14 protein-coding genes are annotated in these 11456 nt (G+C 68.5%); 7 read left to right on the top strand and 7 right to left on the bottom strand.

What is annotated here, in order from left to right; translation table 11 throughout:
• Positions 1-92: 92 nt before the first annotated feature.
• Positions 93-236 carry a hypothetical protein gene (locus OIE51_RS10180; RefSeq protein ID WP_326597106.1) on the bottom strand — a complete coding sequence of 48 codons (144 nt, stop codon included), beginning with the start codon at positions 234-236 and terminating at the stop codon, positions 93-95.
• A gap of 120 nt (positions 237-356) precedes the next feature.
• On the bottom strand, positions 357-494 hold the full coding sequence (locus OIE51_RS10175; protein ID WP_326597104.1) for a lasso RiPP family leader peptide-containing protein: 138 nt from the start codon (positions 492-494) through the stop codon (positions 357-359).
• Positions 495-1126: 632 nt separating this feature from the next.
• Between OIE51_RS10175 and OIE51_RS10170 the strand changes: the two genes are divergently transcribed.
• A complete protein-coding gene (locus OIE51_RS10170) occupies positions 1127-1807 on the top strand; it encodes a haloacid dehalogenase type II (protein WP_326597103.1) in 681 nt (226 codons plus the stop codon).
• A gap of 149 nt (positions 1808-1956) precedes the next feature.
• Entirely contained in the window at positions 1957-2676 is a 720-nt protein-coding gene (locus tag OIE51_RS10165) for a hypothetical protein (protein WP_326597102.1), read from the top strand.
• Positions 2677-2678: 2 nt separating this feature from the next.
• Here the strand turns inward: OIE51_RS10165 and OIE51_RS10160 are convergent, their stop codons facing one another.
• Complete coding sequence (locus tag OIE51_RS10160; protein ID WP_326597101.1) at positions 2679-3362, bottom strand: GntR family transcriptional regulator; 684 nt, start codon at positions 3360-3362, stop codon at positions 2679-2681.
• Between the two features lie 399 nt (positions 3363-3761).
• Positions 3762-4442, bottom strand: a complete 681-nt coding sequence (locus OIE51_RS10155) for a haloacid dehalogenase type II (protein ID WP_326597099.1) — start codon at positions 4440-4442, stop codon at positions 3762-3764.
• Between the two features lie 241 nt (positions 4443-4683).
• On the opposite strand from OIE51_RS10155, the gene OIE51_RS10150 reads away from it, so the two are divergent.
• Positions 4684-5961 (top strand): NAD(P)/FAD-dependent oxidoreductase, encoded by a 1278-nt coding sequence (locus OIE51_RS10150; protein ID WP_326597097.1) that lies wholly within the window; start codon positions 4684-4686, stop codon positions 5959-5961.
• Positions 5962-6234: 273 nt separating this feature from the next.
• Here OIE51_RS10150 and OIE51_RS10145 read toward each other — a convergent pair whose 3' ends face one another.
• Positions 6235-6396: a hypothetical protein gene (locus OIE51_RS10145; protein WP_326597096.1), complete on the bottom strand. Its 162-nt coding sequence runs from the start codon at positions 6394-6396 to the stop codon at positions 6235-6237.
• 203 nt (positions 6397-6599) lie between these two features.
• Between OIE51_RS10145 and OIE51_RS10140 the strand changes: the two genes are divergently transcribed.
• From OIE51_RS10140 to OIE51_RS10125, 4 genes are all read left to right on the top strand, one after another.
• Entirely contained in the window at positions 6600-7823 is a 1224-nt protein-coding gene (locus OIE51_RS10140; RefSeq protein WP_326597094.1) for a helix-turn-helix domain-containing protein, read from the top strand.
• 104 nt (positions 7824-7927) lie between these two features.
• Positions 7928-8446 (top strand): hypothetical protein, encoded by a 519-nt coding sequence (locus OIE51_RS10135; protein ID WP_326597092.1) that lies wholly within the window; start codon positions 7928-7930, stop codon positions 8444-8446.
• Entirely contained in the window at positions 8443-8697 is a 255-nt protein-coding gene (locus OIE51_RS10130) for a hypothetical protein (protein ID WP_326597091.1), read from the top strand. The genes OIE51_RS10135 and OIE51_RS10130 overlap by 4 nt, the downstream gene beginning before the upstream one ends.
• A 156-nt stretch (positions 8698-8853) precedes the next feature.
• A complete protein-coding gene (locus OIE51_RS10125; RefSeq protein WP_326597089.1) occupies positions 8854-9021 on the top strand; it encodes a hypothetical protein in 168 nt (55 codons plus the stop codon).
• A gap of 95 nt (positions 9022-9116) precedes the next feature.
• On the opposite strand, the gene OIE51_RS10120 is transcribed toward OIE51_RS10125, so the two are convergent.
• Together OIE51_RS10120 and OIE51_RS10115 are read right to left on the bottom strand one after the other, a co-directional pair.
• Positions 9117-9386, bottom strand: coding sequence for a helix-turn-helix domain-containing protein (locus tag OIE51_RS10120; protein ID WP_326597088.1), 270 nt, complete (start codon positions 9384-9386; stop codon positions 9117-9119).
• A 286-nt stretch (positions 9387-9672) separates the two neighbouring features.
• Entirely contained in the window at positions 9673-11328 is a 1656-nt protein-coding gene (locus OIE51_RS10115; RefSeq protein ID WP_326597086.1) for an IPT/TIG domain-containing protein, read from the bottom strand.
• Positions 11329-11456: the final 128 nt, after the last annotated feature.

Here is an 11456-nt window from a genome sequence, read left to right as displayed (position 1 = left end):
CAGTATCGGCCTGAGCGTTCATCGAGGAGAATCATCCCGTCGGTAGTGTCGCAAGTGGTGACGTCACGGCGCAGCTTCACGCTGATGCTCTTTCAGGTGGCTGGGGTGGGGTGGGCTTCGAGGGCGCGCAGCCACTCCTCGACGGCCAGGGTGTACGCCAACTCGGGAACACCGCCGTTGAGCAGCGCGGGTGCGAGCAGGGCGCGGCGCAGCGGCGCGGGATCGATGAGACCCATGTTGGCCAGCCGGAAGTCCTCGGCCCAGCCGGCGAAGGTGCGACGCTGGGCGGCCAGCCCCGCGTGCCACTCGTCGCTGGAGCCGTCCTTGGTGGTGCGCGTCAGGATTCCCCGCTCAAGTCAGAGCTTGTACTGGTAGTGAATCCCGTCGGGGACGAACCCGCCATTCCCCATCGTCTCGTCGGCGAACCCGCCGACCTCGGCCAGCACCGGAGGCTCGTAGACCTCCGGCTCCTCGATACGCGGTTCCTGCTCCATGACAGCCACTCCCCTCGGGGGTGGACTACGGTATGCGTTGGAATGATTCCCCTGGGTAGTCGACTCCAAGCGTAAAGTAACTTATGTGAGTTATGGGTGAATCGTCGGCCAAGGTCCGAGCCAGAGCACCGGTTCACCCCCGCGGGCGCCGCGCCAGCCGCACCTCTGGTCCTGAGGAGGACTCAGGCGCCCACAGTTCGGTCGTCCCTCGAAGCCGAATCCCGGTGGCCACACGCGGCTGAACCAGCACGTGGTCGAGGGCGAGGGGCGGCGACGCATCGGCAGGGAGGGGGGACTTCCCGCCGGGGTGGCGCCGGGCCCCGCGCGTTCCTGTCGTCGCGGCCGGGGGAGCAGGAGAGCTGGGCAGACCACACCGCGCACCGACCCCGAACGGGCTTGAGTCGCGTAGTCCCTGGCCGCGGAAGATCACCCGGCGGTTACAGCCCTCCGGGTTTCGGGAGCTTTCGAGCCTCAAAACTCACCCCCGCCATGCTGATCTCTCAGCGAACCAGCGGCCTGCGAAACGCGCGGGCCCAGAGGGACGAGGCCCCAACAGGCTGTTGACAATCAACGTTAACTTGGTCGACAATCGACCAAACTGATTGGCCGCCCTCACTGCACTAGGAGGACTTGTGGGTATCGACATCAAGCCGAAGTTCGTCTCGTTCGACATGAACGGCACGCTGATCCAGTACCGGCAGGACGAGACGATCCGGAAGGTCCTCGGCGACCGGCTCCCGGCCGAGATCGTCGACGACTTCGAGCTCGCCGGGGAGCAGATCCGGTTCGACGAGTGCATGGGTGACTGGCGTCCCATGCACAAGGTCATCGAGGCAGCGCTGCGCCGCACCATGGCGAAGTTCGGCCTGGAGTACCGCGAGGGCGACGCACGCGCGGTCTACGACCAGATTCCCACGTGGGGGCCGTACCCGGGCGTGAGCGAGGCTTTGAGGCGCTTGGCGGAGGCGTACCCCCTGGTGATCTTGACCAACACCGACGACGCGCAGGCGCCGTCCCTCGTGGAGAACCTCCAAGCGCCGATCGAGGTCGTGATCACTTCCGAGCAGGCTCAGGCCTACAAGCCCAGGCTCCGTGCGTTTGAGTACATGCTGGACAAGCTGGGGGTGGCGCCCGACGAGATCGTGCACGTCTCCGCGAGTCCGCAGTATGACCACCGGGCGGCGTTCGACGCGGGCATCAAGAACAAGGTGTACCTGGACCGCGGATGGGAGCCGGACCAGCCGTGGCTGAGCTACACCCGGATCACCGACATCGCCGAGCTGCCGGTGCTCTTCGGCCTCCAACGTCCGTAACGGGGCCGAGGCGCTTGATCGTTCGGGCATGACCCAGAAATCAACCGTTCGGGATCCGCTCGCCGGCGTGTCGGCAGAGAGAGAAGGAAGTCGCTGTCGATCGCGCTGATGGCCTACAACGACCAGCCCGAGCTCGCCACGTCGCAGCCGTGATCCAGGACCAGGTGCGGCAGCTCGGCATCGAGGTCACGATCCGGGGCGGCGAGTACGCCGCACTGGAGCCCGACATGCTGTCGGGCAACTTCGACGCCGCGCTGCTGCGGACGGTTGCTCCAGTGTCTACGTGGCGGGTCAGCTGCTCTGCCAAGGACGGCAAGCTCCTCGGTCAGGGCACCCTGGGCCGGGACGTCGACCTTGAGACCGCGCGACGCCGGCGCGCCAGGCGGCCCCGAACGCGCTCGCTGTCGCCGCGGATGCGGTGGGCGGTCTGGACCGGTCCGGTCCGGATCGTGCAGATGCTGGTCAGCATCGCGTACCAGCCGTCGACGGCGGCCTCGGCATTCAGGACGTCCTGGTCGACGTGCCAGGCCAGGGCGGGGGCGTCGTGCTCGTCGGTGGTGATGGTCCAGCGCAGGCAGGCGGTGACGCGCCGCTTGGCGGCGGTGACCCCGGCCGGGGCCGTGACCCTCTCGCGGGTCTTGTCGTGCCGGCCGCCCGCCGACCGGCGAGCTTGTCCATCGCCTCCCTGGCCCGGGCCAGACGCTTCTCGCGGCTCTGAGCCGGCCCGCCGCGACGGCGGTGGAGTGGACCAGGATCCGGCGCACCCGGTGCACGGGATCTCGCGTGCGGGGCCCGGCCAGGGTGTGGACGTCCTCCAGTACCCGGTAGACCTCCGAGCGGCCTTGGACCACTTCACGGAGGCGGCATGACCTCATGCATGCCGGGGCGTGCGTTCCCCTTGATCTCCCGTCTGGGCTCGCAGCGCCGATTGGAAATGGGCAGCCAGTTCCTGGCGGAACGCGTCGGTGTCGCCTTCCAGGGCAACCGCGGCCAACCTCTCGTGCTCGACGGCCAATTCACGCGGGTCGCTGTAAGTGCGGTGATCGACGCTGAGGTAGAGGCGCAGCTTGGTCTCCCAACCATTCCAGAGACTCTGCAGGATGCCGTGCTCCGAGAGGTCGTAGAAGAGCCTGTGGAAGCGAAGGTGTGCGTCGATGCTGGCCGGGATGTCGTTCTTCTCAGTCGCCCGGTGGAGATCCTCGACGGTTTGCATCAACTGCGGCCGCTCAGGACCGCGCAGTGCTTCGGCTGAGAGCTCAGCGGCGTACGGCTCGACACGTAGACGGACTGAGGCGATTTCGGCGACCTCACGAGCGCTCACCTCTACGACGAACGCCCCACGGAAGGGGATCTTTACGATGAGCCCTTCCTCCTCCAGCTTGGTCAGCGCCTCGCGCAGCGGGGACCGGCTGATCCCGAGATCCGCGGCGATGTGTGCCTCGCGCAGCTGTCCACCAGGAGGTACGATCCCGTCGAGGATGGCGGCACGCAGTACGCGGTGGACGCCGTCCGGCGTCGTCCTCCGGTGCTCCAGCCACTCGAACTTGTGGTCCACCCCGTCGCCCTCCCTTGGTCGTTTGTCGACTATACCTCCGGGATGTCTGTCAGCACCTGGCGGTCCGTGGCTTGGCGGTGCCCAGGTGGTGTGGCGCGGCACCTTCGCGCCTCCGGGCGCCGACTGTTCGGCCTTCTTCGTCCAGTCGTACCAGGTCTTGCCGGAGACGCCGAACACCTGGCAGATCGGTGACGTCTCCGATCCTGGCGGCGTGCTCGATGAGCCACACCCGGCGGTCGTCCACCCCGTCCTCGTGGGTCACGGGATGGCTTGCTTTCCCTGGATCTCAGCGATCCAGAGACCGCCTCCGTGATCCACACCCGCACGGAGGCCGGTCGGGCCGGGTATCACCCAAGCCGTGATCCCCGAGCCCTGGACAACGTGGTGTCGGGCGACACGTCACGGGCGCGGCAGGCCGAGAAGGACGGGGAGGTCGGCGATGTCGGTGATCCGCTTGTAGCCGAGCCACGGGTGGTCCGGCTCGAAGCCGCGGTCCATGTACACCGTGTTCTTGATGCCCATGTCGGCCGCGGAGCGGAGGTCGTACTGCGGGCTCGCCGAGACGTGCACGATGTCGTCGGGTGCGACGCCGAGCTTGTCCAGCGTGTATTCAAACGCACGGAGCCGTGGCTTGTAGACGCCCATCTCCTCGGCGGTGATCACGACCTCGAAAGGGGCCTGGAGATTCTCCGCGAGGCGCTTCGCATGCACGTCGTCGGAGTTCGTCACGATCACCAGTGGGTACTCCTCAGCCAAGCGCCGCAGCGCCTCGCTGACGCCGGGGTACGGGCCCCACGTGGGGATCTCCTCGTACACCGCCTGACCATCGCCCTCACGGTATTCCAGGCCGAACCTGCGCATGGTCCGTTCCAGCGCGTTGGCGACGATCTGGTGGAACGGCTTGTACTCGCCCAGGCACTCGTCCATCCGGTACTGGGTGCCGGTCCGCAGGACCTCGTCGGCGAGCTCGGCCGGGAGCCGGTGGCCCAGGACCCGACGGATCACCTCATTGATACGGAAGTGGATCAGCGTCCCGTTCATGTCGAACGTGACGAACCTCGGCTTGTTCTCCCATTCCACGGTTCCTCCAGGTGCTGATCGAAGGCGGTCAGTCGCTGTCACTTGTCGATTGTCGACCATATGAATATAGTCGACGAGTGTCAACAGGCCCCGAACCTCCCCTCAGGGCCGCTCCGCCGGACATCAAGAAGGTTGTGAACGGTGTCCGGGGGGCGGCGAGCACACGTCCGACGGCGGACCTCGAAAGGGCCTGACCCACGTGCGTTCACAGCGGACGGCACCGGCAGGAGAGAGCAGCGACATGAAGTTCACCCCCTACTGGCTCGACACCGCTCCCGAGGGTCCGGACCGGTCCCGGACCGAGATCGGTGGGCATGTCGACGTGGCGATCATCGGGGCCGGCCTGACCGGCCTCTCCGCGGCACTGCACCTGGCGCGCAAGGGCGCGAACGTGCACGTCTTCGAGAAGGAGACGGTGGGATTCGGCGCATCGGGCCGCAACGGCGGCATGGCCACCATGGGCCTGTCGATCGGGATCCGGGACGCGGTCTCCCGCTACGGGTTCGACACCGCGAAGGCGTATCTGCTGGCTTACCATGACGCGGTCGACACCATCGAGAAGCTCGTCAACGACGAGGGTATCGACTGCGACTTCGCTCGTACGGGCAAGCTGATCCTGGCCTCCAAGCCGGCTCACGTCGAGGGTCTGCGCAAGACCCACGCCATCATGTCCGGCCGCCTCGGGGTCGAGACCCGGCTCATAGCCAAGAGCGAGATCCACTCGGAGATCGGCTCCGACCGCTTCCACGGCGGGATGGTCGACGCCAGGAGCGCAGGGCTGCATGTCGGCAAGTTCACCAAGGGGCTCGCCGAGGCGGCCGCGCGGATCGGCGTCATCATTCATGAGAAGGCAATGGTCGAGAAGGTCAGTCGACTGGACGGTACGCGGCACGAGCTGGTCACTCCGCGAGGGACCGTCCAGGCCGACCAGGTGCTGGTCGCGACCAGCGGCTACACCAGCAGGCCGTTCCGCTGGCATCAGGTCAGGATCGCGCCCCTCGGCAGCTTCATCATCGTGACCGAACCGCTGGGCAAGGACGTCTGCGACATGCTGCTGCCGAATCGGCGGATGGCATCGAACACCTTGAACCTGCTGAACTACTTCCGGATCACTCCGGACGAGCGGCTGCTGTTCGGTGGTCGCGCCCGGTTCGCCATGTCCAACCAGCAGTCGGACGCGAAGAGCGGGCGCATCCTGCGAAAGGCGATGACCGAGATCTTCCCGCAGCTCACGAACACGCGCGTCGACTACTGCTGGGGCGGCCTGGTCGATATGAGCATGGACCGAATGGTGCACGCCGGCGAGCAGAACGGATTGTTCTACTCGCTCGGCTACTCCGGCCACGGCGTCCAGATGGCCACGCACATGGGCAAGCAGATGGCCGACTACATGAACGGCACGCCGACCGCCAACCCCTGGCGCGACCTGCCCTTCAGACGGATCCCGGGACACTTCGGCCCGCCCTGGTTCCTGCCCTTCGCGGGCGGCTACTACAAGTTCAAGGACCTCATCAAGTAGGCGTGGGACAGAAATGCTGAGCAGATGGGCGGTGGACGTATGACGGCCCCCTCGCACCCCGGGTGTACGTCTCGCGATCACACCCGGTCTGCGGGTGGAGACCGGCCCGGGATCGACGGGCCCTTACGCTACGACGCCTCCAACTACCCTCTGCTGTCACGGCCGTGGCCTTCCCGCGCACCACCGACCACGTGGTCGGTGGTGCTGCCGCGTCGACCAAGTCATCGACCCGGGCCGGGACGAGGCGTGGCACGTGGAGCGGGCTCGCGGAGGTCACCGCCCCAGGCGGCCGGCCGCCAGGCCGAGAGGTGTGCCGGTGTCGTCGATCCAGTCGCCCATCTCCTGCCGGGCGGTCAGCTCGGCGTGAACGGGGATCTCCACGCCGTCCACGTCGAGCGTGGCGGGACCGGTGTCGGTGCCGAGAAGTCTCTCCACGTCCCCAAGTAAGCGGGAGGTCACGTCTGCCGTCGGCAGCACAACGGCCCTTGAATCCGCCGCGAAGGTGAGGCCGCTCGCTGTCCCCCCGACCGTGGCGAGGGGTACCGTCCTGTGTGCTACCGCAGGACGAACATGGAGACCATCATGTCCGACGGCATGCCCCCGCACATCACCGTATCCGGACAGTCGGTGATGTGACGATGAATGAGACAGAGAGCATCGGTCAGCGGATGCGCGCCGCACGGCTCCGGCTCGGGCTCACCCAGGCCGACGTCGCCAACGCCCTCGGCCGAACTCAGGGATGGGTGTCGAAAGCCGAGAAGGGGCTCATCGAGCTGGACCGCACCAGCGTCATCAACGCCGTCGCCGGCGTGCTGCACATCCACCCCAACGAGCTGATCGACCGTCCCTACCGCGGGGGTGCCGCGGCGGCGAATCAGTGGGAGGTTTCGGCGGCGGCGATCATAAGGGAGCTGCGTCGCTACGACCTGGCGCCGATTTTCGATGGGCAACCCAGGCCGTCGCAGTCGCTGTGGGCGCGCACCGCCCAGCTTCACGAACTGCGGGACAACGCACAGAACACCAAGATCCTGGCCGTGCTGCCCGATCTGCTGCGGGAGGCCCGCGCGCTGGCTGAGGTCTCCTCCGGCCACGAGCGCGAAGAGGCGTGGGCGATCTACGCGATCGCCTGCAAGTTCGGGCACACGTCCGCGCACGCCTTGGGGCACCCGGAACTGGTCGCCATTACCTGCGAGCGGGCCGCTTGGGCGGCCGAGCGGTCTGGTGACGCCCTGATGCCGGCGGTGGCCGACTGGATGCGGGTGTGGGACATGTGGGCGACCGCCGACTGGTCCGACGCTGTCGCTCTGTCCGACAAGGCGCTGCTCACTATCGAGCCCGAGTACCGCCGTGGCGATCCCCTCGCCGTGCGGGCCTGGGGCGCCCTGCACCTCCGTGCGGCGGTCTCCGCCGCACGCGGTGCGCGCGAGGCGGAAGCACGGCACCGTATCGACCAGGCTTGTGAGGCCGCTGAGCTGGCTGCGGGTCACCAGCCGCAGTTCGACCGGCACAGCCTCACTTTCAGCGCCGCGAATGTGTCCATCCACGGTGTCAACGTGGAACTGGAGATGAGCCATCAGGACGAGGCGCTGCGGCTCCACGAACAGATGGACAAGAGGGCCGTCCTCGCATTGCCGAAGTCACGGCGCGGCCACTACCAACTCGACTTGGCGCGGGCATATCTGTGGACAGGGCAGCGGGAACAGGCCCTGAAGGAACTGGAGAAGGCCGAGGCGACCGCGCCGCAGCTCATCCGGAACCACCCGATCGCTCGGGCGACGCTGCGCAGGATCAGGAGCGGCGAGCGGACCAGCTTGTCCGAGTCGCTCCGACGGATGTCGGGCCGCTTCCGGCTGGACGACTGATTTCCACGGCCTGACCAGCGGGTATTCCCGCGATTCATACTGCGCTGTCACAGGCACCCTACGTTCAGTCATCGTCACAATCCCGATGACTCCGGAGGTGCCTGGTGCTACCCGACTGGCTGCCGGTAGGCGGCCCCGCTGTTTACGTGCAGTGCGGCCTGTGGTTCGACGCGGTCGTGGTGGCGAGCTACGAGGGTGTTCGTGTCGTCGACGGGCTGCGAGAGCGCTCCGGGGCCGCTGTCGACGACCGCGCGCGGGCCAGGCTCGTATGGCTGGTCGAGCCTGGCTCGACAGCGACCTGGGCCACGATGGCGGGCGTCACCGTGCAGCGGACCGGGGCCCTGCTCGTACCGCCTGCGCACACGCCGGTCGGCGCGCCGTTGCGCTGGTGGGTCCCGCCGGCGGGGGACTGCCTCACCCATCCCGACCTGCTGCACGAGACGCTGGCCCTGGTCATCACCGGAGGCCCGCCGACCTACCGATACCTCAGCCCTGACTGCCATCTGGGCGAGTGCTGGGCCTGCCGTCATGGAGACCCGCCGCCACCCCCACATCGCGACAGCTCCGTGCGCGCCGAAGCCTGCGCACACGCCTGCCACGCGACAGAGGGGGCCGTGCGGTGACCGACCCGACCACCGCCGCGCCGCTGGCCGTTCTGCTGCGCCGCGCGCCGCACGTGTACCTGACCGAGGGACAGGCGCTCGGCACGCACTGCGGCCTGTGCGGCCGGTACATCGTCGGCCCCGCCTGCCGCGCGGGCACCGTCGCACGGCAGGTACACGGCCGCCTCCACATCCACCAGGTGTGGCGCTGCGGCACGGACTGCCCGCCCAAGCCCGCCACGGCTGCCCCGCGGCCGACGGCCGCCACCTAGACCCTGCGCCGGCCCGGCGTGGAGCGCCCCTCCTCAGCCCCTGGGGTGGCCTGCGCCGGCCCGGGCCGGCGCAGGCCCCCGCCCGCCTCCTGGCACCACCCACCCCTGCGCGGGGGCGGGCACCCACCACACATCCACGACCTACGAGGAGGACCCATGCCCGGTGCCGACGAGATGGATGACGACGAGTTCTTCGCCACTGTGCGAGGGCTCGGCGCCGCCACGAACGCGGCGCACGACCAGTCGCTATCCCAGGAGGCCCGCGACCTGACGGCCGATCTCGGCGGAGTCGCGGCCGACCGCCTCCGGGGCAACGACGAGTAGGCCGCCTGCCCGGGCTTCGTGAGCGGCCCGGGCAGGCACCCGCTCCGGCGGTGGCTGCCATACCGGCCGCCGGAGCACCGCCCCGGCCGCCCTGCCTACCCCCCAGGCGGCCGGGGCCACTGCGGCAGCAACTGCTGCGGGCTGATGGCAAGGGCGTCCGCGAGGACCAGCAGCGTGTCGAGGAGCGGCGTCACCGAACCCGTCTCGATACGGCTGATCGGCTTGAAGTCCACGCCGGCCAACTCGTCACGTTCGGGCTGGCTGAGGTTCCGGTACTCGCGCGCCTCTCGCAGTCGGCGGCCGACCTCCAGGCGCCGGCGCAGCACCGGCGGGGAGCGGGGCGCGGGCGTCAGACACCCGTCCACGTGAGCGGAGCAAGATCGCCAATCCCCTGCCTTCCGTGGGTCCCGGGCGGCCGGACGCTGTTGGTGGGCGCAGCGGGTGGCGCGGGCCGTGGCGGCCCGATGGCCGGGCGCACACGGTTTCCAGCACCATGACGCCCGCACCGCACGACGCCGACTCCGCGTCGCTGATCGCTCCAGCGGTACCGGCTGGGCCGCCGCGATGGCCGGGTTCCTCACGGCCCGGCCCGCCCGTCGACGGCCCCCACCGACGGACCTGCACGGAGCTGCTGATCGCCGTTCGCGCCGATCAGAGGGTGTAGGTGTAGGGCATCGGCGAGACCGCCGTCGCGCCCGTGACGGTACTCACCACGACGGACACGGCGCCGGGTGCGTGGGCGGGGGTGATGGCCTGGATCTTGACGTCCGACATGATCCGGAACACGGCCGGGCTGCCCCCGAAGGTGACGGAGCTGACCCGGGAGAAGCCGGTGCCGGCGATGTTCACCGGCCTGCTACCGATCTGTGGTCCGGAGACGGGACTGATGCCCGTGATCGAGAGGGTGGTGAGATAGGTGTAGTCCAGAGTGTTCGAGACACCGCCGTGGGTGGTCAGATGGACGGGGACGACGCGGGCGGTGGCCGATGCCGGAACGAAGGCGGTGACCACGGAGTCCGATACCGCGGTGGGGACGACCGCTGTGGTGCCGAACCACACTTCCTCGATCCCGGACAGCCATTTGCCGGTGATGGTGACCTGTCCGCCTCCCAGGACGGATCCCAAGGACGGGGTGAGGGCCGTCATCGCGGGATAGTGGTGGTAGTAGAAGCGACCGACGACCGCGCGTCCGCCGCTCGCGGTCACCGTGACGGGCACCGACGCACCGGCCCGGGCAGGGGTGACAGCGGTGATCCGTGTGTCGCTGACGACCGTGAAGTGCTTGGCCCGCCTGATGCCGAAATGGACGGACGAGGTGCCCGTGAAGCCGATGCCGACGATGGTCACCGTCTTCCCCCCGCTGTGCCGGCCATGGTTGGGGGAGATGCTCGTCAGGCGCCTCAGCGCGGCGACCGTGCCGTTCGACCTGTTGGTGACGTAGATCCGGCTGCTGTCCGGGGTGACGGCCGGCCAGAAGGCGCCGGCGAAGCCTGGCAGGTTGTGGGTGACCATGTCGGTGGACGGATTGATCACCGTCAGCGTGTTGGCACCGGTCTTCGTGACGTAGAGCAGGGTCCCGTCGGGGGAGACCGCCACATTCTGCGGCGGGGTGGCGACGTCGATGGTGCCGGTGACGGTGGCGGTGGCGGTGGAGATGACGCTGACGGTGCCGGAGGTGGAATTGGCCACGTAGACGCGACCGCCATCAGGGACGACTGCCAGACCGCGCGGGGCGGCGAGCCCGGGGACCGTGGCGACGACGGTGGCGGTGGTGGTGTCGATGACGCTGACGGTGCCGGAACCGGCATTCGTCACATAGACGCGCCCGCCGTCGGGACTTACGGCTACGCACTCCGGAGCGCTGCCCACCGGGACCGTGGCGACGACGGTGGCGGTGGTGGTGTCGATGACGCTGACGGTGCCGGAGGTGGAATTGGCCACGTAGACGCGACCGCCATCAGGGACGACTGCCAGACCGCGCGGGGCGGCGAGCCCGGGGACCGTGGCGACGACGGTGGCGGTGGTGGTGTCGATGACGCTGACGGTGCCGGAACCGGCATTCGTCACATAGACGCGCCCGCCATCAGGACCGACCGCCACTCCCCACGGAACGTTCCCGACGGCGACGCTTCCGGTGAGGGAGTTGGCGGCAACGTCGATGACGCCGAGCGTGCCGACGCCGGAGTGCGCCACATAGGCCCGCAGCCCGTCTGGCCGCAGCGCCATGCCGAGGGGCACGGCACCGACGCCGATGGTGCGGACTTCGTCGCGTGGCAAGGGGGGCAGGGCCGCTGTCGTCTGGGGCATCGTGGAATTCCTCTCGCCCACCGTTGTGCTCTCGTCATCTCTGACAGCGTGTCACCGGACGATCGCCGGGAAAAGGGCGGATTCGGAACCGATCGTGGTACGTCGATTGGTACTTCTTATTTTCCTAT

This window comes from Streptomyces sp. NBC_01803, from assembly GCF_035917415.1.
In the GTDB taxonomy this organism is placed as follows: Bacteria; Actinomycetota; Actinomycetes; order Streptomycetales; family Streptomycetaceae; genus Streptomyces.
Note: the sequence above shows the minus strand (reverse complement) of the source record. Positions and strands in the feature narration are given on the sequence as shown.

Excerpts from the sequence above, each read along its gene's own strand:
- OIE51_RS10150 (WP_326597097.1), top strand. The coding sequence starts at position 4,684 with ATGAAGTTCACCCCCTACTGGCTCGACACCGCTCCCGAGGGTCCGGAC.
- OIE51_RS10140 (WP_326597094.1), top strand. The coding sequence starts at position 6,600 with ATGAATGAGACAGAGAGCATCGGTCAGCGGATGCGCGCCGCACGGCTC.
- OIE51_RS10175 (WP_326597104.1), bottom strand. The coding sequence starts at position 494 with ATGGAGCAGGAACCGCGTATCGAGGAGCCGGAGGTCTACGAGCCTCCG.
- OIE51_RS10115 (WP_326597086.1), bottom strand. The coding sequence starts at position 11,328 with ATGCCCCAGACGACAGCGGCCCTGCCCCCCTTGCCACGCGACGAAGTC.
- OIE51_RS10125 (WP_326597089.1), top strand. The coding sequence starts at position 8,854 with ATGCCCGGTGCCGACGAGATGGATGACGACGAGTTCTTCGCCACTGTG.
- OIE51_RS10180 (WP_326597106.1), bottom strand. The coding sequence starts at position 236 with ATGGGTCTCATCGATCCCGCGCCGCTGCGCCGCGCCCTGCTCGCACCC.